Source organism: Candidatus Epulonipiscium viviparus, assembly GCF_030708075.1.
In the GTDB taxonomy this organism is placed as follows: domain Bacteria; phylum Bacillota; class Clostridia; order Lachnospirales; family Cellulosilyticaceae; genus Epulonipiscioides; species Epulonipiscioides viviparus.
In genome coordinates this window covers 2,921,611-2,947,970 of the sequence record NZ_CP117982.1, presented here as the reverse complement: position 1 = coordinate 2,947,970, position 26,360 = coordinate 2,921,611, and the positions used below count along the sequence as shown (strand labels likewise).

Sequence of the window (26,360 nt, the reverse complement as noted above, 5' to 3'; positions counted from 1 at the left end):
CGAAATTAATTATTGACATTTCTGCAAAAATTATATATAGTATTTTTATATTAAAAACGTTTTTATAAGTAATTACTTACATAAGAATAATCCATTCTTCCATATATATTTGCTTCTACGAAGAATGCTATAATTATGTGTATTCCAAAAAAATTTGATTATAATAAGGAGAATGCTATGAAAAGTAAAGCATCTAAATTCACGAAGTTTGCTAGAAAAGTGGCTGCGGAAGGCGCTGTGCTACTAAAAAACAACTCTAACTTTTTGCCGTTAGCTAAAGATGAAAAAGTTGCAGTATTTGGTAGATGCCAAGCAGATTATTATAGATCTGGCACGGGCTCTGGAGGCGCTGTTAACGTCGAATATAAAACTGATCTCATAAATAGTTTGGCTGCACGAAATTTCGTAACAATCGATACACATATCAAACATCTATATGATACTTGGCTTGCTCAAAATCCATTTGATGATGGCGGCGGTGGCTGGGCCTGCGAACCTTGGTGCCAAATCGAAATGCCGCTTGAAGCATCTGCCGTTGAAGCTGCTGCTAACCAAAACGACAAAGCAATTGTGGTGATCGGTCGAACTGCTGGAGAAGATAAAGACAATATGGCAGCAGAGGGAAGCTACTTTCTCACTGCAGCAGAAATTGAAATGCTAAACGTTGTCAAAACCAATTTTGCTAAGGTTGGCGTTATCGTAAATGTAGGCAATATCATCGATATGTCTTGGGTTGATGACAAAATCGATATGGTCATTTATTCTTGGCACGGCGGAATGGAGGGCGGAAATGCTATCGTCGATGTACTAGTTGGTGATCTAACTCCTAGCGGCAAGTTGCCCGACTCTATTGCGACGACCATCGATGATTACCCATCAACTAAAAATCATGGCAGCGCAACCCAAAACTTTTATGAAGAGGATATTTATGTTGGATACAGATATCTCGAAACTTTTGCAGCAGATCGCGTCTTATATCCATTTGGCTTCGGGTTATCATATACTCAATTTACAATCAGCAATGTTACTGGAACTATTCATGCCGGGACTGCCAAAATTACAGCAACAGTGACCAACGTTGGCGATGCATATGCGGGTCGCGAGGTTGTTCAGGTATATTTGCAAGCACCTCAAGGTCAACTAGGAAAGCCTACCCGAAGCTTAGTGGGTTTTGCCAAGACTCCGCTGCTTGCACCTCACGAATCCACTGTGGTAAAAATTTCCATCCCGTTTTATAGCATGGCTTCATATGACGACTCGGGGGCGACAGGACACAAATCTGCGTATGTATTAGAAGCTGGTGAATACATTTTTCACGTTGGAAACAGTGTGAGAGAAACTGTTATCGCCGTATTTGACACCAGTTTGGTTCTCGACTCCACAAAGATTGTTGCCCAGCTCGAAGAAGCGCTTGCTCCAACCACATCGTTTAATCGAATTAGGCCCGATGCATCTGGTAATGTTGCATACGAAGCCGCTCCAACACGCACTGTCGACTTGGCTGCACGCATGACCGCAATGGCACCTCAAGCAATAGCAATCACTGGTGACGCAGGAATTAATCTCAAAAATGTTATCACCGAATCTGATATGGAAAAATTCATTGCGCAACTAACTGCAGACGATCTGGCCGCCATAGTACGTGGCGAAGGAATGAGTCATCCGCAAGTCACTCCGGGCACTGCATCTGCTTTTGGTGGGGTCACTACTCATCTGCGAGACGATTTGGGAATCCCTCTTATGTGTGCTGCAGATGGACCTTCGGGCATCAGGATGGAAAGCGGACGCACTGCAACTCAGCTTCCTATCGGAACACTCATCGCTTCAACGTGGGACGAAGCCTTAGTCGAAGAACTCTACACTATGGAAGGCGAGGAGCTCAAGAACAATTATGTCGATGTACTACTCGGTCCTGGATTAAATATACATCGAAGCCCTCTAAATGGCCGCAACTTCGAATACTTTTCAGAAGATCCATTGCTGACCGGAAAAATGGCTGCCGCAGTAGTTCGCGGAGTTCACCAGGGCGGTGCCGAGGGAACATTAAAGCATTTTGCTTGCAACAGCCAGGAAACGCATCGTCACGAAGTCAATGCAGTAGTTTCAGAAAGGGCCGTGCGTGAAATTTATTTAAAAGGCTTCGAAATTGCTATCAAAGAAGGAAATGCTAAGAGCGTAATGACAGCGTATAATCCTCTCAACGGCATTTGGACTGCATCAAACTATGATTTGAACACCACAATTTTGCGAGGCGAATGGGGCTTTGACGGCATAGTGATGACTGACTGGTGGGCAAAAATGAATGATTGCATCGATGGCGGAGAAGGCACTCGACAAAACGTTTCCAGCATGGTACGCGCGCAAAACGATTTATATATGGTAGTAGGAAATTTCGGTGCCGGAAGTAATATCAGCCAAGATAATATTCCCGAAGACCTTGCCAGCGGAAAGTTATCGATTGCCCAACTACAGCGCTCTGCTAAAAACATCTGTAAATTTGCTCAAGCCACTGTTGCAATCACACGAGATGAACTAATCTTCGGAAAGCCGCAACCGCTAGTAGCGCAGGATATCTCGACAGAAGGGCTGGAAATTGTTACCACAGAGCTTTCGTTTACAGGCAAAACGCACACTTTTGCATTTGCCAACGAGGGGTCCTATCAATTGGATGCCACATTTAATTGCTCTATGCCCGGCCTTTCGCAAACCAGCTGTAACGTATATATAAACGGCAACCTGGTAACCACGATCCAAAGCGGAAATACTTCTGGAGAGTCCGTTACGCGCCAGCTGGCCAACCTCGATTTGCATCCTGGGGCATACACCATCACGTGCGAAGGCGTCAACCCAACATTCGTCATCGACAAATTCACATTCACAAAACTGTAACTCACTCCTAATCATCCGGCCAACGCTACAGCATGCGATTTCGATTATGCTTCAACTACTGCGGCAACACCAATTTTAATATTACTATTGAAGGAGTTATTTATTATGAACATCACATTTTTAGACGGAGCATTAGGATCCAACCTTTTACAGACTGCTAGTGCCAATGTTTTTGAACTTAATCTCACTCACCCCGATTTGGTTGCACAGCTTCATCGCGAGTACGTTGCTGCTGGTGCTCAAATCGTTGCTAGCAATACATTCGGTGTGAATCGGATCTCTGCTGCCAAAACGAATTACGCTGTTGGAGAGCTTATTGAGGCCGGGCTACAAATAGCTTTTGATGCCATTTCAGATACCGATACTGCCAAAGTTGCGTTTGATATCGGACCTCTCCCCGCGTTATTAGAGCCGTTTGGAGATCTGTCTGAAGAGGAATGCTCCGAGATATATGCCGAAATTTTGGCCAGCGGAATCTCACAAAAGCCAAACTATATATTTTTCGAAACTTTTATGGATGTCGAAATGCTAAAACTTGCCGTTGCTGTTGCAGATAATTATGATGTACCGATTTTGGCGGCGATGTCTTTCTTGCCAGTCGGAAAAACCATAATGGGCAATAGTGTCGACGACTTTCTCGCAGCTATGAGCAAATTTAAAAATGTAGTTGCCGTCGGGCTAAATTGTTCCGACACTCCAACGAATCTTGCGAAAGTGGTTCAGGAATTTGCCGCGAAATCTAGCTGGCCGATTATAATAAAGCCCAATGCAGGATTACCTCAAAGTGTAGATGGCGAGATTTCTTATGCGACCGACGCCGAGTTCTTTGCTGCCGAGATGGCATACGCGCTCCAAATCCCCAATGCTTATGTTGGTGGCTGTTGCGGCACCACCCCATTACACATCCAGCAGCTGGTGGTGCAGTATTCCAAATAGCTTTGATTATCCAAGGTTTCTCAAATATACAAACATCTGGCATGTATATCTATACTCTTAGCAATCCATACTATAAAGGCTAGGACAAATGAGTAGTGTGTGAATATTATCTTTAGATTACCAAGTCAGATTACAGCAAAGGAGAATGACATTATGAAAAGAAGTCTAACTTTTGGTTTAATGGCACTAACTTTAGCATGCGGAGGAATTTCCAACTATGCAGCAGTAAATAATGACGATATCGTAATACTTTATAGAGGGAATGCAGACGAAAAACTTGGGTATACTGGCATTTCGGTATATGCTGATGAATTAAAAGAATTGACCACAGTTGATTTGCCTGTGTATGATTCTCCCACAATAATTCGAAGCGGCGATACTGATGTAGCATTTGTAGGAATCACGCGAAGGGACACTGGTGCCGACAATTTGTATGACAGCGTTCAAGAATCGGTTAACGCCGCCATTACAGATGGTGCGGACTATGTAATTGCAGTATCACATTTGGGTGATGATTTAGGTTTAAGGCCTTGGCGATCAGTGGATGTTGTCGCAAACACTGTTGGGATTGACGCTATGATAGACGGAAACCCCGACAACGAGATGAGCAATTTCTTGGTGCAAAACGCAAACGACGAAGATGTTATCGTAACCTACACGGGAGACGAGTTTAATACTGTCGGTAAGATTTTGATTAACCCAGAAACCCACGCAATTAGTTCGGAGTTTTTAGAGGGCGATTTGCTACTTCCATATCGAAGTATTTACAATGAGAATGCTCTCAATCTTACCTATCCGTTCTTAGACAGTATGCATCCAAATATCGATGAAATATATCCGCTGATAGATACTGATAATACAATAGATGTTGATTTTGTAGATGAATACGTCATTGCACCGAATGACAACCTTTCTACTATAGCGCAAAATATCTACGGAGATGCGAGTCGATATCTCGAAATTTATGAATTAAATAGTGACATTATCGAGAATCCGAATTTAATCTATCCTGGTCAAGTTCTACTCTTGCCTATATGATACACAAACGCATAAAGTAGGGTGCGAATCGGCGACGCATCCTATTACTTATTTAGCAGATCCCGGTGCTCTTCTATAAACTCGGAAACGCTCGCGTCGGATCCAAATAACGTTTGCACTTGCTCGTTATGCACCATCGCTGCAGCTGATTCTAGTGCTGTATCCCAAGCAAAAACTCCTGTCTTATATTCTGCTAGCAAGTCCTTGATTTGAATTAACAGTGGATTGAGATTTCTCTCGTCCATTTCAACATCCCATCCGCTAAATCCAGCGCCTGTCTCATATGCGGCAATACCCATTTGCTCGTTGATATATATCGCAAACTTGGCTGCCTCTTCTTTGTGTTTCGTATTTTTGTTCACCCAAAACGATTCTATAAACCCTCCTACATAATCTGATTTCTCGCCCTTCCCTTCTATTATCGGAATATCTAATGCTATGATTTTGTCTGGATTTATTTGTGACTCTTCGTTCAGATAAACTTGGTTTGCAAACCAGCTTCCCGTAATCCTCATTGCTGCCTCGCCGTTCATAAAAGCAATGTTGGCAGCATCATAGCCATTCTCTAGCGGATTTTCGCCAAATGCTTCCATCTCCACTAGCTCCACAACTTTTGCTGCAGCCTCGGCATAACCTGGATCATCTCCAAATGTTGCTTCAGATTTTAGCATACTATTTACATTTGCAGCTCCCACTTCTCTCATTACCAGTGCCTGATAGATGAATGCCGCATCCCAGCCGTCTTTTGCACCCGATGCGATTGGCGTTACCCCCTCCAAAGTTTTCAATTTTTCGCAGGCAACAAGCAGTTGATCGTATGTAGCTGGCAGTTGCGCATCCGCCTTAGCAAACAGCTCTGTGTTGGCATAAAGAGACATCACCCACGAAAATGATGGCAATGAATATACTTTATTATCAAACTCAAACGCTGAAATTGCGCCAGGCAAAATTTTTGTTAGATCTGTAATGTATTCATCCAGAGGCAATAGCTTGTTTGCATCAACCAACTTTTTTGCTGTCCCCGCTCCCCAATAATAAAATATATCGATGCTATCCGCTCTCCCCGCAAACTCTGCCGCAATCTTGGTTTTATACGCTTCTGTTGATAGCGTTTTGGTAGTAATGGTAATATTTGGATTCATCGCCTTATATTCGGCAACTGCAGCTTCGTAAAGCGATTTTAGCTGATTAGATTCATTTGTCCACTGATGCCACACGTTTAGATTTACTATATTTTCTGAATTTTCTTCTACATCCGAAACCTCCGCTGCGCATGAAACAAAACATACTGTAATCATTCCATGTACCATTAGCAATAAAAATTTCTTCATACTTTTCCTCCCGTTACTGTATCTCTTTGCCGCTCTTAAACTCTTTAACAGTTAGCCCGGTACGCTTTTTAAAGCATATTCCAAAGTAGTGCGCATCACGAAATCCCACCTGCTCTGCAACCTCATAGACCTTCAAATCTGTTTCGTTTAGTAACCTAATACTCTCGTTGATTCGTTTTTGCGTAATATATTCTATCAGGCTAACTCCAATTTCTTGCTTAAACAGCCTACTTAGATAACTTTCGTTGGAATACGTTTTTGCTGCCACTAATTTTAGAGAGAGATCCGGATTATAGATTTCGGTGCTAACATAATCTAGTGCCTCTATAATAATTTTGTGTAACCTCTTATTTTGGGTGGGTTCTGCCTTTATTACCTCGATCGTATTCGTGATGTTTGGTGGGGCCTTTTTAGTTTGCGCATCAAATTTCAACGTCTCAACCAACGCCGCAATCTCTTCCATATTAATTGGCTTTAGCAAAAAGTCCGTTACCCCCAACTTCAATGCTCGTCGCGCATAATCAAATTCTCTATATCCTGTTACGATCACGATCTGGCAGTTCGGCAATTGTTTTCGTATTTTTGCCGTAAGCTCCAATCCATTCATTTGTGGCATATTTATATCGGTTAAAATTAGGTCCGGAATACTGCTTTGTATAAATTTTAACGCCTCTGCAGCGCTAGAAGCTTCACCAATAATTTCAAACCCATGCTTTGCCCAATCAAACCCCTTTCGTATTAAAACTCTTTCCAATTTTTCATCATCTACTAGCAATACCTTTATCATATTACACCACCTTAATTCTGATTATAAATTCGGTGCCACTTTCAATTTCGCTATAAATAGCAATCGGATTTTCTATATGATAATATAGCTTGACTCTCTGAATTAGACTGTATATGCCAAATCCGGAATTCTCCACATTGCCGTTTAGTACCTGCTCTATTCGCTCATCGTCCATTCCGCAACCATCATCCGTAATAATAAAAATGATTTCATCTTCATCGCGATAAATCTTGATATGAATAGCTCCGCTACCCTCTTTTTCTTTTATGCCATGATATACAGCGTTTTCCACAACTGGTTGCAGCAATAATTTTAGCATCATTACAGGCTTTAGCTCCTCTTCTATATCATATGAAAATTGAATTTTATTATCATAACGTATATTTAGAATCGTAATATAGCTAACTATACTCGCCACTTCTTGTTCAATTGTTATAAAATCTCGCCCACTATTTAAACTATTTCTGTAAAATTTTCCCAAAGCCTGCACCATCTGAAAACATTTTTTATGATCCTCCATTAATGCCAGTGCCGATACCGCATCCAATGTATTATACAAAAAGTGTGGATTAATTTGCGCTTGAATTAGATTGATCTCGCTTTTAGCATTGACGTGTTCCTCTTCCTTTACCTTTTCGATCAACATTTCTATAGAAGCTGCCATATGATTGAACACTTTTTTTAGGCGAGTTATTTCGTTTTCAGATAGCTCCACTGGCATCTCAACAAATTTTCCTGTTTCTATCAGCTTCATGTGCAATGCAATAGCATCTAGCGGATCGAAAATCATTCGGTTTACTTCAGCAGAATACAACACCGCAACCACTATATTTAACAGCATAATGCCTATGATTATGGCATAAAATGGAATATTTTTTCCGATGTTACGAATCTTAAAGCTCCCCATCAATGTCCATTCTGCATGGGGTAACTTTTTGCTTACAACCACCGCCGTGTGATCTGCGACTGTAACTACTTCGCCATTTTTCATATCGAACGCAACATAATTTTGGTATTGCGTAACATTTTCTTTGGGAGGAATTATAAACTCGCCTGTCGCATCAACGATAAAAAATTGTGAATCATATGCCGAACTCACTTTATCAAAAAACTTATGAAATGTTTCGGCTTCTATAGTCAATAATAATATTGCAATAGGCTCGTAATTTTCTTTATTACCTATTTCGCGTATATATGAAATATAGTTTAAATCGTCTCTATACGGAAACTGCAGCACATTTTCGCTTCGATGCACAAAAAATCCGTTCCCATCTGCCGCTTTCATCTGCGTATACCAATCGGTTTGAGTAATTTTTTGGGGGTCTACATAAATTGGCGCCACTTTATATGCCGAGTATGAATTCAAATATTTATCAAATACAAAAGCACTAGCAATGTAGTCGGCCGATAAAATAATATTGCTCAAACTCTGGTTTATCTCTTTGTTGATCTTAGGCTCTATATAATCTTGCGAGATGCTAATCAAAGATTCTTGTACGTCATCATCAAAATATATTAAATTTGAAAACTGCGTAACATTATCAAATATAAAATTCAAATTTTCGGCTAATGCACTGATTGTTTGCTTTCCTGCCCCTCTAACTTCTTGTTCGATATATCGTTGAGTGATATTGGCAATCGCAATGGCAGTAACAGAAAATGTCAAAATAAGCACTGCGATGTAAATTAAAATTATTTTTGTTCTAATTTGTAGTTTATTCATTAATCTTCTCATTTCTTTGTATTATTTTACTGCAATGACATTTATGATACGATATATTATATTTTTGTATGCATTGTTAAAAACATGTTGACATTATATAAATTGTATTCTATTATTTAATAATAAATTTAACAGAAAGGGTTGAAATTATGAAAAAATTTTTATCAATAGCGTTACTTTCTAGTATAACCTTTGCACTCTCAGCCTGTGCCGATACCAGTACTCCTGTCGATACAAGCAATCTTGTTGGGGTCTCTATGCCCACTCAAGATTTACAACGTTGGAATCAGGACGGAGCAAATATGAAGGCTCAACTCGAAAAAGCTGGATACACTGTCGACTTACAATTCGCTGCCAATGATATCGCAACCCAGGTTTCTCAAATCGAAAACATGATTGCTAGCGGCGTCCAAACCCTTGTTATTGGCTCAATTGACGGCTCTTCCTTGGGAACTGTTATGGCGCAAGCAAAGGCAAACGATATCGAAGTTATTGCGTATGACCGTCTAATTATGGACACAGATGCGATTAGCTATTATGCAACATTTGACAACTGGGACGTTGGTGTGAAGCAAGGTGAGTATATTGTAAATAAATTAGATTTAGACTCTACTGATGAAACTTATACCATCGAATTTATTACAGGAGACCCTGGCGATAACAACATTAATTTCTTCTTCGGCGGTGCCATGAGCGTTCTGCAGCCATACCTAGACGCGGGTACACTCGAATGCCTCTCTGGTCAGACCGAGCAAACTGAAGTTGCCACAACCAACTGGGCAACCGATGCCGCACAAGCTCGCTTTGAAAATATATTGGCATCATACTATGCAGATGAAGACCTAGATATCGTTCTAGCCTCAAACGATTCCACTGCCCAGGGAGTTGCTAATGCTTTGGTATCTTCATATGATGGAGACTATCCGCTTCTTACCGGCCAAGATTGTGATATTGTATCTGTACAAAATATAATTGCAGGCAAGCAAGAGATGTCAGTATTTAAAGATACCCGTATGCTGGCCGAAAAAACTGTCGAAATGGTAGATGCACTTATGAAAGGTAGCGAACCTCCTATTAACGATACCACAACATATGATAATGGAACCGGAATAATTCCTTCATATTTATGTGAGCCTGTCATTGCAACTATAAATAATTATGAAGAACTGCTTATCGATACTGGATACTACACTCCAGAAGAAGTTCAACCATAAACAGTGACCCCGAGGGATGTTGATCATTCCTCTTTTAAAGGAGGGATATTATTGTCTGATTTTATACTAGAAATGAAAAATATTACAAAAACGTTTTCTGCAGTTAAAGCTCTTAATAATGTTAATCTACAAGTTAAAAGAGGCCATATTCATGCTTTGGTTGGAGAAAATGGTGCGGGAAAATCTACGTTGATGAATGTTTTAAGTGGTGTATACGCATATGGTTCGTATACTGGCGAAATTATGTACAACGACACTTTGTGCAAATTCACCAAAATTACAGATAGTGAATCCAAAGGAATCGTAATTATTCACCAAGAACTTGCGTTAATTCAGGAATTAACTATCGGTGAAAATATGTTTTTAGGCAATGAACGAGGAAAAAAGTTTGCCATCGATTGGCACTCTACATATAAACAAGCTGATGCGCACCTAAGAACTGTGGGTCTTACAGAATCATCTCGCACAAAAGTATGTGATATAGGGGTTGGCAAACAGCAACTGGTTGAAATCGCAAAGGCACTCGCCAAAGATGCCAAACTACTAATTCTCGACGAACCAACTTCTTCTCTCAATGAGCAAGATTCTCAGTCGCTTCTCGATTTATTATTGGAATTTAAAGCTCAGGGGATGACATGCATTATCATTACGCACAAGCTCAACGAAGTATCTTATGTTGCAGACGAAATTACAATAATTCGTGATGGCCAGAGCGTCGAAACTTTGACCAAAGGCGTTGATGATTTTACCGAAGATCGAATAATCAGCGGAATGGTTGGGCGTGAGTTATCCGATCGTTTTCCTAAGCGAACAAACAAAACCATTTCAGACGAAATCTCTATGGAGGTTGCGAACTGGACAGTCCATCACCCTATCTACACAGATCGCAAAGTTGTAGACGACGCATCATTCTATGTAAGAAAAGGCGAGGTGATTGGATTTTCTGGTCTAATGGGTGCCGGAAGAACCGAACTTGCCATGAGCCTTTTTGGAAAAAGCTACGGAGTAGGCATCTCTGGAACTCTCAAGCTGGGCGGCAAAGAAAAAAAGGTCGGCAACATTCGCCAAGCAATAGAAATGGGCCTTGCTTATGTTACAGAAGATCGCAAGGGCAACGGGCTGATTCTGTCAAACTCCATTAAAACCAACACCACTCTCGCAAACTTATCTGCAGTCTCCACCAATACCATCATAGATGTAGACAAAGAATACACCATCGCTGCAGACTTCGCAAAAAAAATGCATACCAAATGCACCAGCGTTGAACAATTGGTAGGCAACCTTTCGGGTGGTAATCAGCAAAAAGTATTACTCTCCAAATGGATTTTCTCCAATCCCGATGTACTAATTTTAGATGAACCTACACGAGGCATCGACGTCGGTGCAAAATACGAAATTTATACTATCATCAACGAATTGGTTGCCTCTGGAAAGTCTGTCATCATGATCTCTTCGGAGCTTCCAGAAGTATTAGGAATGAGCGATCGCATTTATGTTATGAATGAAGGTAAAATTGTAGGTGAATTTTCACAAGCAGATGCAACGCAAGAGAAAATTATGTCTGCTATATTAAAGCATTAATAAGGAAAGGAGCATTACAATGGGAAAGGCAAAAGTATTGAGCTGGATTCAAAAGTATACTATGATTTTGATTTTAATATTTGTTGTAATCTTTTTTAACGTTCAAACTGGCGGAAAAATTTTAATGCCTCAAAACATCACAAATCTCATTGCCCAAAACGCATACGTATTTGTATTAGCAGTGGGCATGTTGCTATGCATATTAACAGGAGGGAACATCGACTTATCTGTTGGATCCGTAGTTTGCTTTGTGGGTGCGGTGGGAGCACTGATGCTTACCAGCGATATGAACATCATTTTAGTAATTGCATTTATGCTTGGCGTTGGACTCTTAATTGGAATATGGCAAGGCTACTGGGTTGCCTTTGTACGAGTGCCTCCTTTTATAGTGACTCTTGCGGGAATGCTAGTTTTTCGAGGGCTCTCTAACGTGGTTCTGCAAGGCAAAACACTGTCAATAGCATCTCACACAACGTTTGTACAGATGTTTGGTGGTGGAGCGGATTGCTACATACCTGATATTTTTGGTGGCTCGGAGATTAATATTCTTGCTATAGTTTTGGGAATCGTTGCCTCGTTAGCATACGTGGGATTCGAGTGGTTTGCATTATCAAAAAAGAGAGCAATAGGGCAAGACGTTTCTGCTATAAAAGTGACTATAAAAGTAGTTTTAATTGCTGCGACCATCATGTTTTTCGCAATTCAATTTAGTCAATACAAAGGTGTACCAACGGCACTAATCTGGGTTGCCGTCGTTGTCGCATTATATGGATATATTACATCCAAAACCACTATCGGGCGCCACTTCTATGCGGTGGGGGGAAACGAAAAGGCAACACGACTTTCTGGCATCAACACTAGCAAAGTCTATTTCATTGCATATGCCAACATGGGTCTACTTTCAGCATTAGCCGGAATGCTAACCATTGCTCGTATGACTTCTGCGCAACCTACTTATGGAACCAACTACGAAATGGATGCGATCAGCGCTTGCTTTATCGGAGGCGCATCTGCATATGGCGGAGTTGGTACCGTTCCTGGAGTTATCGTCGGCGCATTACTAATGGGCGTTATAAACCTTGGGATGTCTATTATGGGTGTAGATTCAAACTATCAAAAGGTCGTTAAAGGACTTGTATTGCTAGCGGCCGTAATATTCGATATCGTTTCCAAAAAACAAAAAGCATAACCCAAAATTGAGACTGTCTCACTAAACCATAAGTGCGATGGTCTTTCTTATTATGCATCGAATCCAAAAATATATTGACAATTATTTTTAACAATGATACTCTTAGTGAAAATGATATACAAGGAGTATGAAATGGCAATCTATAGATTATATGTAGAAAAAAAATCAGGTATCGATAATTTTGCAGAAAAAATCACTGAGGAACTTATCAGTTTTCTACACATCGATACTGTCACCAATGTTCGAATTTTTAATAGATATGATGTCGAAAATATAAAAGAAGATGTTTATGCAAAAGCTAAGGTAACTATATTTAGCGAACCACAAACAGATATAATATATGAGCAATTACCAACTACACCAGACGACTTCACATTTGCCACAAGCTTTCTTAATGGGCAATATGACCAAAGAGCCGACTCATGCGAGCAGTGCATCTCACTACTGGATAGTACACAAAAGCCTACCGTCAAAACAGCAACAGTATATAGCATTGCTGGAAATCTGAGCGAAACTGATAAATACAAAATCCAAAATCATCTCATCAATAAGGTTGAAAAAGAACTCGTATCCCTCGATACATTCACCTCTCTTAAGATTGATCATCCCACACCCAAAAATGTCGCTATTCTCGATGGATTTATCGATTTAACTGATGACGCAATTGCCGAATTTAGAAATGCAAACGGCTTGGCTATGAGCGCCGAAGATCTAATATATTTTCGCGATTATTTTAGATCGGAGCATCGCAATCCTTCATTTACGGAGCTCAAAGTGGTTGATACGTATTGGTCAGATCACTGCAGGCATACGACGTTTATGACAGAAATTGCCAATATCGATGTAGCAGATTGTGCTTCAAACACTCCAATAGCAGCAGCCGTAAAGCTCTACCATCAGTTACGAGGCGACAGTACCAAAAAAGTATGCCTGATGGATATGGCCACTGTGATTGTAAAATACCTTAAAGCAGAAGGAAAATTACCACACTTGGTTGAGTCCGATGAAATTAACGCTTGTACTATAGAAGATGTGATAGAAGTTGATGGAGCAAACGAAGAGTATCTGATCCTATTTAAAAACGAAACTCATAACCATCCAACAGAAATCGAGCCCTTTGGTGGCGCAGCAACATGTCTGGGCGGTGCGATTCGCGACCCACTTTCTGGCAGAGCCTATGTATATCAGGCAATGCGAATTACTGGTGCTGGCGATCCCACAGAAAGCGTCGACAAAACTATTCCTGGAAAGCTTCCACAACGCCAGATTACAACTGTCGCGGCAAATGGGTACAGTTCATACGGCAACCAAATCGGACTCGCCACCGGTGAAGTCAAAGAATATTATCACGACGGCTATAAAGCAAAGAGGTTAGAGGTTGGTGCGGTAGTGGGTGCGGTACCAAAATCACAAGTACGCCGCGAAACTCCTGCAGCTGGAGATGTGATTTTATTAATCGGAGGAGCAACTGGCAGGGATGGCTGCGGAGGTGCAACTGGCTCATCTAAAGAACACACCAAAGAATCCATTGAGCTATGTGGATCTGAAGTACAAAAAGGTAATCCTGTAGAAGAACGAAAGCTTCAACGACTATTTAGAAATCCAGCATTCACTGCTTGTGTTAAGCGTTGTAATGACTTTGGCGCAGGCGGAGTTTGCGTTGCAATAGGCGAGATAGCAGATAGCTTGATAATCAATCTCGACAAGGTGCCAATCAAATATACAGGACTTGACGGAACCGAGCTTGCAATTTCTGAATCACAAGAGAGGATGGCTGTGGCTGTGGCACCAGAGGACGTTGCGCTGTGCCTAAATTTATGTGCCGCCGAAAATTTGAGTGCCGTTGCAGTTGCAGATGTAACAGATGACGGAAGGCTTGTAATGACCTGGAGATCGGAGAAAATCGTTGATATTTCGCGAGAGTTTTTGGACAGTGCTGGAGTCAAAAATGTAGTCGATGCGTATGTGGCACCGGCAACAGCTATAGCATCACCGGCAAAAGTTTCAAAATCGGATATTGATAAAATGTTTGCAAGCTTAAATGCAAGTTCTCAGAAGCCGTTGACCTCCCAATTTGATAATACCATTGGCAAATGTACCGTATTAATGCCTTATGGAGGATTTTACCAGCTTACAAAAGAAATTGGCATGGTATCAAAAATTCCTGTATTGGCAGGATCCACCGACGCTGCAACATATATGACCCATGGATTTTCACCAAATCTTAGCGAAAAATCTCCTTTCCACGGAGCCATATATGCCATCATAGAATCTGTTGCAAAACAAATCGCATTAGGAGGAAACTTCGATAAAATTTATTTATCATTTCAGGAATATTTCGAACGCTTGGGCAATACTCCTAGTACATGGGGAAAGCCTGTTGCGACTCTACTAGGTGCTTTGGTTGCGCAAAAAAATCTAGGCATCGGAGCGATAGGCGGCAAAGATAGTATGTCTGGAACATTTGGCGAGTTAACAGTACCACCAACATTTATTTCGTTTGCTTGTAGTGTTGGTTCTGCGAAAAACTGTGTTAGCGGAAGCTTTAAAGATAAAAATTCGTATATACTCCATTTACACATACCGCGCGATGAGTATGAAATGCCAAACTTTGAGTATATCAAAACTGCGTATAAACTCCTTGAGGGATATATAAAAGAAGGTTTAATCAAAAGTAGTTACGCAGTAGGCTATGGCGGCATTAGCTATGCACTGGCACAAATGTGTATTGGCAACAAAATTGGCTGCCTAGTTAAAACTGCTTCCCCATTGGCTGAATATTTTGGCGACATAATATTAGAAGTATCAGAAACAACGCAAATTAATACTGATATATTTACAGTAATTGGAACAACCAATGCAACTACAAAGATGGCAATTAACAACTTTGAATTTGCACTCGATTCTATTATAAGCACTACCAATTCAACGCTAAATGATGTGTTCAAAAGTTTTGACAATGCAGATAAATCAGCAGCACCAATCAAGTTATACGAGACAAAAACTGTCTATACAGCAAAGAACAAAGTGGCAAAACCTAAAGTTCTGATTCCCGTTTTTCCTGGAACAAATTGTGAATATGACATGCAAAAATCATTTGAAGCGGCAGGTGCCGAAGTTCAGCAACTAGTATTTTTAAACCGTACTGCAAAACAGATCGAAGACGCAACAACGGCCCTCGCAACAGCCATCAGAACAGCAAACATCGTAGCCTTTCCAGGCGGCTTTTCTGCAGGCGACGAGCCCGATGGAAGCGGCAAATTTATCGCAACAGTTTTCAGAAACGAATCGATCAAAGAAGCGGTCGCACACCAACTAATCGACGGACTAATGATCGGCATATGCAACGGATTTCAGGTACTAGTGAAACTTGGGTTATTGCCAAATGGAGAAATTGTAACAATGGAATCTGACTCACCTACGCTAACATTTAACACCATCGGAAAGCATATCTCCACGATTGCCAACACCCAAATCACTAGCAACAAGTCGCCTTGGTTAAGCAATCTAACAGTAGGCGAATTCTATAGCATCCCGATTTCACATGGTGAAGGCAGATTTATGGCGGCAGAGTCAACACTCAAAACTCTACTAAACAACGGACAAATTTTTAGCCAATACGTGGACGCTCTAGGCAACGCATATAGAGGCGCAAGTCCAAACGGAAGCCTTTATAATATTGAAGGAATTGTTTCAGCTGATGGGCGTATACTTGGCAAAATGGGGCATAGCGAGCGCTTTGATACTAATGTGCTTAAAAATATTTCTGGAAATAAAAACCAAAAATTGTTTGCAGCAGGAGTGGAATACTTTAGATAATATATATAAATCAAATTAAATAGGAGGATATAATGAAAGTTGCGTTTATAATGGGTAGCGACTCCGATTTGGAAGTTGTTAGACCCGCAGTAGAAGTAGTAAAATCATTTGGTGTAGAAGTGAGTGTTCGTGTCATTTCTGCCCATCGAACTCCCGTAATTGCAGAAGAGTTTGCCAAAAATGCAAAGGCGAATGGATTTGGGGTTATCATCGCAGCCGCTGGAAAAGCAGCACACTTAGCAGGGGTTTTGGCGGCATATACCACATTGCCAGTAATAGCCCTTCCTGTTTCTGCAAAAGTACTGGATGGCCTCGACGCCTTGTTAGCAATGGTCCAGATGCCTCCGGGTATTCCTGTTGCTTGCGTTGGAATTGATGCGGGCTTAAACGCAGGGTTACTAGCGCTTCAGATTCTTGGTCTATCTGATCCAAGCGTTGCCGCAAAGCTTCAAGATTACAAAGAAAATATGGCCGCAAAAGTAATAGAAAAAGACAAAAAAGTTTCAGAAATGTTTCAATAATTAAAAGGAGCGAATATATATATGGAAAAATTAGAATTGTTATATGAAGGTAAAGCAAAAAGAGTCTATACAACAAGTGATCAAGATAAATATATTGTTTCTTACAAAGATTCTGCAACAGCATTTAATGGAGAAAAAAAAGGCGAGATTGCAGGCAAAGGTGAAGTAAATAATATTATGAGCAATCGTATTTGCCAATTATTAGAAAAATCTGGTATCAAAACTCATTTTATACAAGAATTAAATGAACGCGAAACTTTGGTTAAAGCTGTTTCTATAGTACCTCTAGAAGTAATCATCCGCAATGTTGCAGCTGGATCATTTTCAAAACGTTTTGGTGTTGCAGAAGGAACTGTATTAAAGCAACCAACCTTAGAATTTTGCCTAAAAGATGATGCACTAGGCGACCCTATGATTAATACTTCTCAAGTGTTGGCGTTAGATATTGCCACTCCTCGCGAGCTTGAAAAAATCGCGTATATAGCCACTAGAGTTAATGAAATATTATCTGAATATTTTAATACTATTGGTGTTAAATTGATCGACTTTAAGATAGAAGTCGGTAGATTGAATGGGGACATAATTTTAGCAGATGAAATTTCTCCAGATACCTGCAGATTTTGGGATAAGGCCACTGGCAAGAAGCTTGATAAAGATAGATTTAGACAAAATCTTGGCGAAGTAGAAGAAGTTTATCAGGAAATGTTAAACCGCGTTACTAGGCATTAGGGAGATAAAGATGGATAAACTACGAGAAGAATGTGGAGTTATTGGCATTTATGTAAATGATGAAAATTTGGCTTCAAAACTTGCGTATTATGGACTATATGCTCTTCAACATCGAGGACAAGAGAGCGCTGGAATTACTACTAATAAAGACGGAAAACTCGACTCTATCAAAGGAATGGGTCTTGTTTCCGAAGTATTTAGCGAAGAAAAACTAGAAAACTTAAAAGGAAAAATAGCGATCGGACACGTGAGATATTCCACTTCTGGAGTTAAAGAACTAAACAATTGCCAACCTGTTGTTGCGCAATATAAACACGGCGCTATTGCTTTGGGGCACAACGGAAACCTAACAAATGGAGAAAGCATTCGTGATATGCTAGAAGAAGAAGGTGCAATTTTTCATACCACCCTCGATTCTGAATCTATTTTGCAGTTGATTGCACGACAATATCGAAAGGGAATTGTTTCTGCACTCAAAAATACCATGGGGCTGATTAAGGGTGGCTATGCCTTAGTTATTACCACGCAAAATCAATTAATCGGAGTGCGCGATCCCAATGGCATCAGACCTCTTTGTATAGGGCAACGATTAGAAGATGGAAGCTATATTTTGGCATCTGAAAGCTGTGCGTTAGACGTTATTGATGCGACATTTATAAGAGATGTGATGCCGGGCGAAGTTGTTATTATCGATGAAAACGGCTTAACAAGTATTCCTGCGACCCATTGGGGGCAGAAAAAACTTTGCATTTTTGAAATGATTTATCTTGCGCGCCCTGACAGTGTAATCGACGAAGTGAGTGTGTTTGAATTTAGAAGGCGCTCTGGCGAGTTGCTTGCAAAAGAGTTTAAGGGAACAGCAGATTTTGTTATTCCTGTACCAGATTCTGGAATTCCTGGTGCTATTGGCTTTGCAGCAGCGTCGGGAATCCCCTATATGGAAGGTCTTGTTAAAAATCGCTATGTAGGCAGAACCTTTATTCAACCCACTCAAGAATTGCGCGAGATTGCTGTTAAATTAAAATTAACGCCACTGCGCCAGATTTTGCAAGGCAAGCGAGTAATTTTGATCGATGATTCAATTGTGAGAGGCACCACTGCAAGAAGACTTGTAAACGAGGTGAAAAAAGCTGGCGCAACAGAAGTCCATCTATGCATCACATCGCCTCCTGTAAAGTACTGTTGCTACTATGGCATTGATACACCAGACTCAGAAAATTTAATTGGTGCTAACATGACTGTTGATGAAATTTGCACTTCTCTTGGTACAGATAGTTTGACTTATTTTTCACTTGAAGGACTTCGAGCTGTTTGTGATAATCAAAGCAGGTTTTGCCGAGCGTGCTTTAACGGAAATTATCCAATAGAAATACCGGTATAAACCACAGAGAGTGTGGCGTCAACTGCACTCTCTAATAATATAAATTTAAAGGGGCAATTTTATGATTACTTATAAAGATGCTGGTGTTGATGTAACACGAGGTTATGCAGCTGTTGCTGCTATTAGCGAGAAGGTAAAAAGCACGTTCACTTCTGGAGTGCTCACTGATATTGGAAGTTTTGGAGGAGCATTTAGCTTAGCTGCTTTTAAAGGTATGGAAGAACCCGTTTTAGTTTCTGGAACTGATGGGATTGGCACAAAACTGAAATTAGCATTTATGATGAACAAGCACGATACAATTGGAATTGACTGCGTTGCTATGTGTGTGAATGATATATTGTGCTCTGGAGCAACCCCGTTATTTTTTCTTGATTACATTGCCACAGGAACGATTTCGCCCAATGCCATAGCAGAAATTGTTTCAGGAATTAGCCAAGGTTGTATCGAAAGCGGATGCGCATTGATTGGCGGCGAAACTGCGGAGATGCCTGGATTCTATAAGACTGGCGAATACGACGTTGCTGGTTTCTGCGTTGGAATAGTTGATAAAAAAGATATGATTGATGGTAAAAATTTAAAAGAGGGCGATGTTCTCATTGGACTTGCTTCTAGCGGTATACACAGCAATGGATACTCCTTGGTGCGCAAATTGGTAGATATTACCAAAATCGATCTCAACGAATATAGCGAAGATCTTGCACAAACTTATGGCGAGGCATTACTAAAACCCACTCGATTATATGTAAATAGTATTCTTGCATTAAAAAAAGACGTTACTATCAAAGGAATGGCGCACATCACTGGTGGGGGCTTTATCGAAAATATTCCGCGTATGTTTAGTTCTGATTTATCCGCTAAAATCGATTTAGAAACGATAAAAAAACCAGCAATATATAAATTTATAGAAAAAGCTTCAAACCTCACCCAAAAGGAGTTATACAATACATTTAACATGGGAATCGGAATGGTTGTTGCTGTTGGACGAGAAGATGCGGCAAAATCAATCGCTATTTTAGCCGAGGCAGGAGAAGTTGCTACCATAATTGGAGAAATTGTACCTGGGAATAAAGAAGTTATTTTTTAATAAGAAGGGATTGATTTTTTGTTTAATATAGCCGTTTTTGTATCGGGCTCTGGCACAAATTTACAAGCTATGATAGACCAGCAAAATAGATATAAGAGCAAGATTTGCTGCGTGATATCTAATACAAAAAATGCCTACGCTTTAACTCGTGCAAAAAACCATAATATTCCAAGTTTTGTAGTATCCAAAAAAGGCGCTGCAGGTGAAGAAGAAATTATTGATATATTAGAGAGTTTTGATATAAACTTGATCGTTTTAGCAGGATACTTGAGAATATTAGGACCAACATTAATTAATAAATATAAAGGTCAAATCATCAATATTCATCCTTCGTTGCTTCCTAAATATGGCGGAGCAGGATTTTATGGACACTTCGTTCACTCCGCAGTTCTTGATAATCACGAAAAATTTTCTGGAGCCACAGTTCATTTTGTAGAGGAAGGCATCGATACCGGCAAAATTATTTTGCAACGATCTCTAAAAATAGCAACGGATGAAACTCCAGAATCACTACAAGCACGAATATTAGCCGATATTGAACATTATTTATTGGTAGATAGTATACTAATTTTAGAAGGTGAAAAACTTATGAAAGTATTGATAGTAGGAAATGGCGGTCGCGAAGCCGCAATATGCGAATGCATCAATAGACAAAACGATGACGTAACGTTATTTTGTACACGAGCAAATCCTGGAATAGATGCTATCAACGTGGATATTAGCCCCGAAGATGTAGATGCGATCGTCGAATTCGCTGCAACAAACGACATTGACTTCACCATCGTTGGCCCTGAAGTTCCGTTAGTTGCTGGAATATCAGATAAATTTGCTGAAAGAGGATTAAAAATATTTGGACCCACTAAAGATTGTGCAATGTTCGAAGGTAGTAAAAAGTTTACTAAAGAATTTCTAACCAAATATAACATTCCTACTGCAAAATACCAAAGTTTTGCAAAGACCGAAATCGCTGCAGCTCTCGAAGCTCTAAAATCCTTTAATTTGCCTGTCGTTATCAAGGCCGATGGGTTGGCAGCTGGCAAAGGCGTCTTGATTTGCAACGACTATATTGCAGCTACTCAAGCTATCAAAAACATATTTAACGACACATTTAAAGGGGCTGGCGAAAGTCTCGTAATAGAGGAATATCTTGACGGTGTCGAGGCATCACTACTTTGTTTTGTTGATGGAAACATAATCGTCCCTATGGAAACTGCTCGAGACTATAAACGAATTTTTGATAACGACAAAGGTGACAATACTGGCGGAATGGGCGGATTTTCTCCTAATCCAATAATCAACGATAAACTCAATTTAAACAAAACCATTCTAGAACCTATTATAAATGGTTTCAAAGAGGAAAATTTAGATTTTAGAGGCGTATTATTTATTGGATTAATGATTGTAAACAATATTCCTTATGTTTTAGAATTTAATGTAAGATTTGGCGATCCAGAAACTCAAAGCGTATTGCCTCGTCTTAAAACAAATTTATTAGATGTATTACAAGCCGTAAGTTGTGGTAGCCTAGACAAAATAAATCTAGAATGGGATAAGCGATGCTCGGTTACAGTTGTACTTGCTAGCGAAGGATACCCCGCTTATGCCGTTTCGGCAAGACGTGTAATTTCTGGGCTTGATACTGTTGATGGCTTTGTATTTCAGGCTGGCACAAAGCAAGACGGCGCAGATATTATTGTAAGTGGAGGGCGAGTACTTGCCGTTACCACGCTTGCAGACTCGGTAGCAGCAGCGCGAGACAAAGTTTATCACGAAGTGCAAAAAGTTTCTTTTGATGGAATGCAATACAGACAAGATATTGCTATAATTTAATAATATTAAATTAAAAAATGAGCACCCCACAATTTGTGCCCATTTTTGTTTCCAAATCAGGTAGCCATAAGAGCCGTTTCTTCTTTGTGTAGCCTGATTTCTTCACAGGTTTTAAAAATATTATCCCATTGAATACTGCTATTTAGTTTTCTAGTAAATTCAAAAAAATCTTGCCTAAGCTTAGTTGTATAACTTAGTTTAATTTCTTTGGACTTTGCTTCGCTTGTTGCCTTTGCAATTTCACCCAAAAATTCAGCTGCCCTTTCTGTCTTTACAAATGGCAAATATGGCTGTAATGTATCTAATTTTTCATTTATCAGTGTAAATTGTTTTTTAAAAGGATTATTCCTAACGTTTTCAACATATAGAAAAAAAGATTCTTGATTGAAAAATATTAAATTTTTAAGAATCGAAAAGTCAAATTCGCTTAATATATTTTTAAACTCTAATAAAGTATTTTTTAGTTCAGTTTCTGTTAATAATTTAGGCATTGTATTTCCCCCTTTATAATTATTATGTCCAAAAATCAAAAAAAACTATAATGTAAATTTTTCTTTTTGCTGTGAAAAAAATGGAAAATATTTTATTCTTTTTTTTAATATTAACCTGAATACGCAGCCTACTAAAATAAGATTATGTCTAAATTATATATTGTAAAACATTTCATATTACTGTATAATAAAAAAATTCAAGCAACATCAGATTTAGGAAAAACATTATCTTTACAATAAAATTTAAAAAAATAGCAGATAAACACTTGTATTTTTTTGCAAATGGTGGTATATTTTAACATGTGTCACATATGCTATAAATGACAGTTGATACTGTTTACAAAACATTTGTGAAGAAAACAAGAAAGAGGTGCTAAATGAACGATCATATTTTAGAGAATAATGAAGTACAAGTAATAGGAAAAGCGGTAACCGAGACGGTTTTTAGTCATAAGGTTTATGGAGAAGGATTTTACAACTTTAATATAGAAATACCTCGTCTAAGCGAATCAACGGACATTGTGCCGATTACAATATCTGAAAGACTTTTACCTACTCAAGATAATATTTTAGGTAAAATTTTTAAAATTTCTGGACAATTCAGATCATATAACCAATATGAAGAAGGAAAAAATCGTTTAATACTAACTTTATTTGCTCTTGAAATAGAAGAAGTGGAAGAAAAAGAACTAGTTAAAAACGCTAATACTCTCCACCTAAAAGGTTTTGTATGCAAAAATCCTGTGTATCGAACAACTCCTTTTGGTCGTGAGATTACTGACATATTATTAGCAGTAAATAGATCTTATCATAAATCTGATTATATTCCTTGTATTACTTGGGGTAGAAATGCCAAATTTGCTAACAGTCTAAAAACAGGAGATGCTATTGAAATTTGGGGCAGAATTCAAAGTAGAACGTATCAAAAAAAATTAGAGAGCGGTGAAGTAATTCAAAAAACTGCCTATGAAGTCTCTATTTCTAAAATGGAAATTAGCGATGAAAACAATAAACCCAAAGAAGATATAATAGAAGAATAACATATGAACTACATAAAGGAAGCATTGTTAATAGCAGTGCTTCTTTTTTTGTTGCATTTAATCCAAATATAATTTATACTAAACAAAATATATTATTTGAGGTGAATTATGAACAATGGATTAATAGAAGTATATTGTGGAGATGGAAAAGGAAAAACCACTGCTAGTATTGGTCTTGGTGTACGTGCTATCGGTGCTGGCTTAAAAGTTATTATGATTCAGTTTTTAAAAAGTAACACTTCGAGTGAAATATCAGTCTTAAAAACTTTGGAGCCAAATTTTAAAATCTTTCATTTTGAAAAACCACGAGGATTTTTTTGCACACTCTCTGATGAAGAAAAAGCAGAGCTCAAAACTGAAGTTGAAACTGCCATGAAATTTGCACGCAAAGTTATAGAAACCGAAGAATGTGATGTGCTTATTTTAGACGAAATATTAGGTGTAGTTGAAAATAATTTATATAGTGTAGATGCATTAGCAGAGTTTTTGTCATCAAAGAAAGATTATACTGAAATTATTATGACTGGACGAATTGTTCCAGAAGAAATTAAAGCTTTAAGCGATTATGTAAGCAATATACACAAAGAAAAGCATCCAATAGATAATAACGTGGATGCTAGAAAAGGTATAGAATTTTAATAACACAAAACAAAGCTACTACCATTATTTGGGGCATCAAGTCCATCGGTTTCTAAAGAGTAGTAGTTCGAATAGACGATAATAATTAGAATATGTCATATCACACCTATATTATAGTAACTTTAAATCTAATTCATTTTGTAAATATAAAAAACAAATTACTACACCTATTAAAAGATACGTTTCTTTACCTGCTATAGTATCTGTAAATAAATTTTTGATTGCTTCAAATTTTTCTGGGTATTCTTTATACAGAACGTAAACTATTGCACAACAAATTAAAATATGACTAATTGATAATGACATACCATCATCCTTTCAAAAAATAAATCCATACTCCTACTATAGTATGCATAGCAAAAAAAAATTGTTACACAAAATATAAAAATTCTTTCATAGCTTATACTCTTTAAAATCTAATTAATATAAAGGTGAACATTATGCAAAAATTTCTAAAAACACTTGTTAGAAAACAAACAGAAAACAATCAATATCACAAAATTATAACCAGAACAATTATCGGATTTTTTACCATAATATTACATTATAATAATCAAGTAACTGTATTAGCTTCAACTATTCCCATAGCCGCCACTCCTCCTGCAAATACAGAGAATGAATTATTACTATACGAATCTGAGGGTGTTTTATCTCCATATGGTGAAGATCAGTTTTTAAGTTTTATCCAACGTTTTTATGATAAGTATTCTTTAGCAATTTTGGATCAAAATCCCGCTTATTTAAACGATTTTATTCATGATAAGTTTATAAATGAATTTACAGACACTTTTGATAACTGGTTTATTGAGAACAAAATCATTGAGCAAGCTCAAGTAAGTACCAGAATCGATCAATTTCAAGTAAATACTGATAATACTATCAATATCGATGTACTCGAGACCATTTACTTAACTAACCAAGATGCCGGACATTTAATTCGATATAAAATAAATTTGTTGTGGACAATAAATGTCTTAACCGTAAACAATTCTTTTAAAATTGGAATTCGCGACCTCAAAGAGAGTATTGTCGCATATGAATCTGATGGAGAATGGATAAAATATTGAAAAATTTACCTTGAAAAAAATTTTTTATCTGTTATAATGCTTGTATAATTTTTATTTTAGGAGGAATTTAATTTGACTATCACAGAAAAAATTGAAAAAATTGGTGTTGTACCAGTTATTAAAATTGAAAATTTAGATCATGCTTTGCCTCTTGCAAAAGCTTTATTAGACGGTGGCATCCCTTGTGCGGAAGTAACTTTTAGAACTACTCACGCCAAAGCTGCAATCAAACTTATTAAAGAACAATATCCACAACTTCTTGTCGGAGCTGGAACAGTTACCACCACTCAGCAAGTTGATGATGCGATTGAGGCTGGTGTTGAATTTTTAGTAAGCCCTGGATTAAATCCAACTATTGTTAAATATGCTCAATCTAAAAATATGCCTATATTCGCCGGAGTTGCTAATGCTTCTGATATCGAAAGAGCTATGGAACTTGGCTTATATGATGTGAAGTTTTTCCCTGCCGAGGTTAATGGAGGTCTTAATGCCATCAAAAATCTTGCCGGACCATATACCAAAATAAGATTTATGCCTACTGGTGGAATCAACGAAAAAAATATTGGTGAATATTTAAAGTATAACAAAATTATCGCTTGTGGCGGTTCTTTTATGGTTCCAAATAATCTTATGGATGAAGGAAAATTTGACGAAATTAGTACGCTTTGCAAAAAAGCTATTAAGGCTGCACTTGGAATTAAGCTTCGCCATATTGGTGTCAATGCTTCTAGCTGTGAAGATGCTGCCAAAATCACATCTCTTTTCGCCGATGTATTTATGGCCGAATCTAAAGAAGGAAATAGCTCTTTCTTTGTTTCAGATGAAGTTGAAATAATGAAGGAACCTGGTCGCGGTAAATGTGGTCATATAGCAATTGGAGTTAATGATATTAAAAGAGCTAGAGGATACTTTGAGCTTATGGGATTAAAGTTTGATGACAGTTCTCTTAAAGAAAAAGATGGCAAAGTTCTTGCTCTTTACTTTACAGACGAAATCGGTGGTTTTGCTTGTCACTTAGTTGCTAACTAAAATATAAAAAATACTAAAAAAAATATAAAAAATATTGAAAGG

The 26,360-nt window shown here is 38.6% G+C and carries 21 protein-coding genes; 16 read left to right on the top strand and 5 right to left on the bottom strand.

Annotated features, from left to right (window positions below):
* The first annotated feature begins 177 nt into the window (after positions 1 to 177).
* From PCY70_RS12565 to PCY70_RS12555, 3 genes are all read left to right on the top strand, one after another.
* A complete protein-coding gene (locus PCY70_RS12565; RefSeq protein ID WP_305767617.1) occupies positions 178 to 2,889 on the top strand; it encodes a glycoside hydrolase family 3 protein in 2,712 nt (903 codons plus the stop codon).
* Between the two features lie 105 nt (positions 2,890 to 2,994).
* Positions 2,995 to 3,825 carry a homocysteine S-methyltransferase family protein gene (locus PCY70_RS12560; protein WP_305767615.1) on the top strand — a complete coding sequence of 277 codons (831 nt, stop codon included), beginning with the start codon at positions 2,995 to 2,997 and terminating at the stop codon, positions 3,823 to 3,825.
* Positions 3,826 to 3,978: 153 nt separating this feature from the next.
* Positions 3,979 to 4,863 carry a LysM peptidoglycan-binding domain-containing protein gene (locus PCY70_RS12555; protein WP_305767614.1) on the top strand — a complete coding sequence of 295 codons (885 nt, stop codon included), beginning with the start codon at positions 3,979 to 3,981 and terminating at the stop codon, positions 4,861 to 4,863.
* A 44-nt stretch (positions 4,864 to 4,907) separates the two neighbouring features.
* On the opposite strand, the gene PCY70_RS12550 is transcribed toward PCY70_RS12555, so the two are convergent.
* Genes PCY70_RS12550 through PCY70_RS12540 form a run of 3 tightly spaced genes read right to left on the bottom strand, consistent with a single transcriptional unit; the run spans position 4,908 to position 8,704 of the window.
* A complete protein-coding gene (locus PCY70_RS12550; RefSeq protein ID WP_305767613.1) occupies positions 4,908 to 6,194 on the bottom strand; it encodes an ABC transporter substrate-binding protein in 1,287 nt (428 codons plus the stop codon).
* Between the two features lie 13 nt (positions 6,195 to 6,207).
* Complete coding sequence (locus tag PCY70_RS12545; RefSeq protein ID WP_305767611.1) at positions 6,208 to 6,981, bottom strand: response regulator transcription factor; 774 nt, start codon at positions 6,979 to 6,981, stop codon at positions 6,208 to 6,210.
* Between the two features lies 1 nt (position 6,982).
* Positions 6,983 to 8,704, bottom strand: coding sequence for a cache domain-containing sensor histidine kinase (locus PCY70_RS12540; RefSeq protein ID WP_305767609.1), 1,722 nt, complete (start codon positions 8,702 to 8,704; stop codon positions 6,983 to 6,985).
* A 149-nt stretch (positions 8,705 to 8,853) separates the two neighbouring features.
* Between PCY70_RS12540 and PCY70_RS12535 the strand changes: the two genes are divergently transcribed.
* The 9 genes from PCY70_RS12535 (at position 8,854) to purD (ending at position 22,052) form a co-directional block, all read left to right on the top strand.
* Positions 8,854 to 9,918, top strand: a complete 1,065-nt coding sequence (locus PCY70_RS12535) for a sugar-binding protein (RefSeq protein ID WP_330697006.1) — start codon at positions 8,854 to 8,856, stop codon at positions 9,916 to 9,918.
* Between the two features lie 72 nt (positions 9,919 to 9,990).
* The gene (locus PCY70_RS12530) at positions 9,991 to 11,499 is read left to right on the top strand and encodes an ATP-binding cassette domain-containing protein (RefSeq protein ID WP_416387544.1); all 1,509 of its coding nucleotides are present in this window, start codon (positions 9,991 to 9,993) and stop codon (positions 11,497 to 11,499) included.
* 19 nt (positions 11,500 to 11,518) lie between these two features.
* The gene (gene mmsB, locus PCY70_RS12525; RefSeq protein WP_305767607.1) at positions 11,519 to 12,688 is read left to right on the top strand and encodes a multiple monosaccharide ABC transporter permease; all 1,170 of its coding nucleotides are present in this window, start codon (positions 11,519 to 11,521) and stop codon (positions 12,686 to 12,688) included.
* 132 nt (positions 12,689 to 12,820) lie between these two features.
* Positions 12,821 to 16,507, top strand: coding sequence for a phosphoribosylformylglycinamidine synthase (locus PCY70_RS12520; RefSeq protein ID WP_305767606.1), 3,687 nt, complete (start codon positions 12,821 to 12,823; stop codon positions 16,505 to 16,507).
* 32 nt (positions 16,508 to 16,539) lie between these two features.
* On the top strand, positions 16,540 to 17,028 hold the full coding sequence (purE, locus tag PCY70_RS12515; protein WP_305767605.1) for a 5-(carboxyamino)imidazole ribonucleotide mutase: 489 nt from the start codon (positions 16,540 to 16,542) through the stop codon (positions 17,026 to 17,028).
* Between the two features lie 21 nt (positions 17,029 to 17,049).
* The gene (gene purC, locus PCY70_RS12510) at positions 17,050 to 17,757 is read left to right on the top strand and encodes a phosphoribosylaminoimidazolesuccinocarboxamide synthase (RefSeq protein ID WP_305767603.1); all 708 of its coding nucleotides are present in this window, start codon (positions 17,050 to 17,052) and stop codon (positions 17,755 to 17,757) included.
* 10 nt (positions 17,758 to 17,767) lie between these two features.
* Positions 17,768 to 19,138 carry an amidophosphoribosyltransferase gene (gene purF / locus PCY70_RS12505; protein WP_305767602.1) on the top strand — a complete coding sequence of 457 codons (1,371 nt, stop codon included), beginning with the start codon at positions 17,768 to 17,770 and terminating at the stop codon, positions 19,136 to 19,138.
* 64 nt (positions 19,139 to 19,202) lie between these two features.
* Positions 19,203 to 20,222, top strand: coding sequence for a phosphoribosylformylglycinamidine cyclo-ligase (gene purM / locus PCY70_RS12500; RefSeq protein ID WP_334307382.1), 1,020 nt, complete (start codon positions 19,203 to 19,205; stop codon positions 20,220 to 20,222).
* Positions 20,223 to 20,240: 18 nt separating this feature from the next.
* Positions 20,241 to 22,052, top strand: coding sequence for a phosphoribosylamine--glycine ligase (purD, locus tag PCY70_RS12495; RefSeq protein WP_305767599.1), 1,812 nt, complete (start codon positions 20,241 to 20,243; stop codon positions 22,050 to 22,052).
* A gap of 56 nt (positions 22,053 to 22,108) precedes the next feature.
* On the opposite strand, the gene PCY70_RS12490 is transcribed toward purD, so the two are convergent.
* The gene (locus PCY70_RS12490) at positions 22,109 to 22,543 is read right to left on the bottom strand and encodes a hypothetical protein (RefSeq protein WP_305767598.1); all 435 of its coding nucleotides are present in this window, start codon (positions 22,541 to 22,543) and stop codon (positions 22,109 to 22,111) included.
* Positions 22,544 to 22,920: 377 nt separating this feature from the next.
* Here PCY70_RS12490 and PCY70_RS12485 point away from each other — a divergent pair, with 377 nt between their 5' ends.
* Together PCY70_RS12485 and PCY70_RS12480 are read left to right on the top strand one after the other, a co-directional pair.
* Positions 22,921 to 23,583, top strand: a complete 663-nt coding sequence (locus PCY70_RS12485) for a single-stranded DNA-binding protein (RefSeq protein ID WP_305767597.1) — start codon at positions 22,921 to 22,923, stop codon at positions 23,581 to 23,583.
* A 108-nt stretch (positions 23,584 to 23,691) separates the two neighbouring features.
* Positions 23,692 to 24,222 (top strand): cob(I)yrinic acid a,c-diamide adenosyltransferase, encoded by a 531-nt coding sequence (locus PCY70_RS12480; RefSeq protein ID WP_305767595.1) that lies wholly within the window; start codon positions 23,692 to 23,694, stop codon positions 24,220 to 24,222.
* 111 nt (positions 24,223 to 24,333) lie between these two features.
* On the opposite strand, the gene PCY70_RS12475 is transcribed toward PCY70_RS12480, so the two are convergent.
* The gene (locus tag PCY70_RS12475) at positions 24,334 to 24,528 is read right to left on the bottom strand and encodes a hypothetical protein (RefSeq protein WP_305767593.1); all 195 of its coding nucleotides are present in this window, start codon (positions 24,526 to 24,528) and stop codon (positions 24,334 to 24,336) included.
* Positions 24,529 to 24,662: 134 nt separating this feature from the next.
* On the opposite strand from PCY70_RS12475, the gene PCY70_RS12470 reads away from it, so the two are divergent.
* Both PCY70_RS12470 and PCY70_RS12465 read left to right on the top strand, forming a co-directional pair.
* Entirely contained in the window at positions 24,663 to 25,289 is a 627-nt protein-coding gene (locus PCY70_RS12470) for a hypothetical protein (protein ID WP_305767592.1), read from the top strand.
* A 72-nt stretch (positions 25,290 to 25,361) separates the two neighbouring features.
* Positions 25,362 to 26,318: a bifunctional 4-hydroxy-2-oxoglutarate aldolase/2-dehydro-3-deoxy-phosphogluconate aldolase gene (locus PCY70_RS12465; RefSeq protein ID WP_305767591.1), complete on the top strand. Its 957-nt coding sequence runs from the start codon at positions 25,362 to 25,364 to the stop codon at positions 26,316 to 26,318.
* The last annotated feature ends 42 nt before the right edge of the window (positions 26,319 to 26,360 follow it).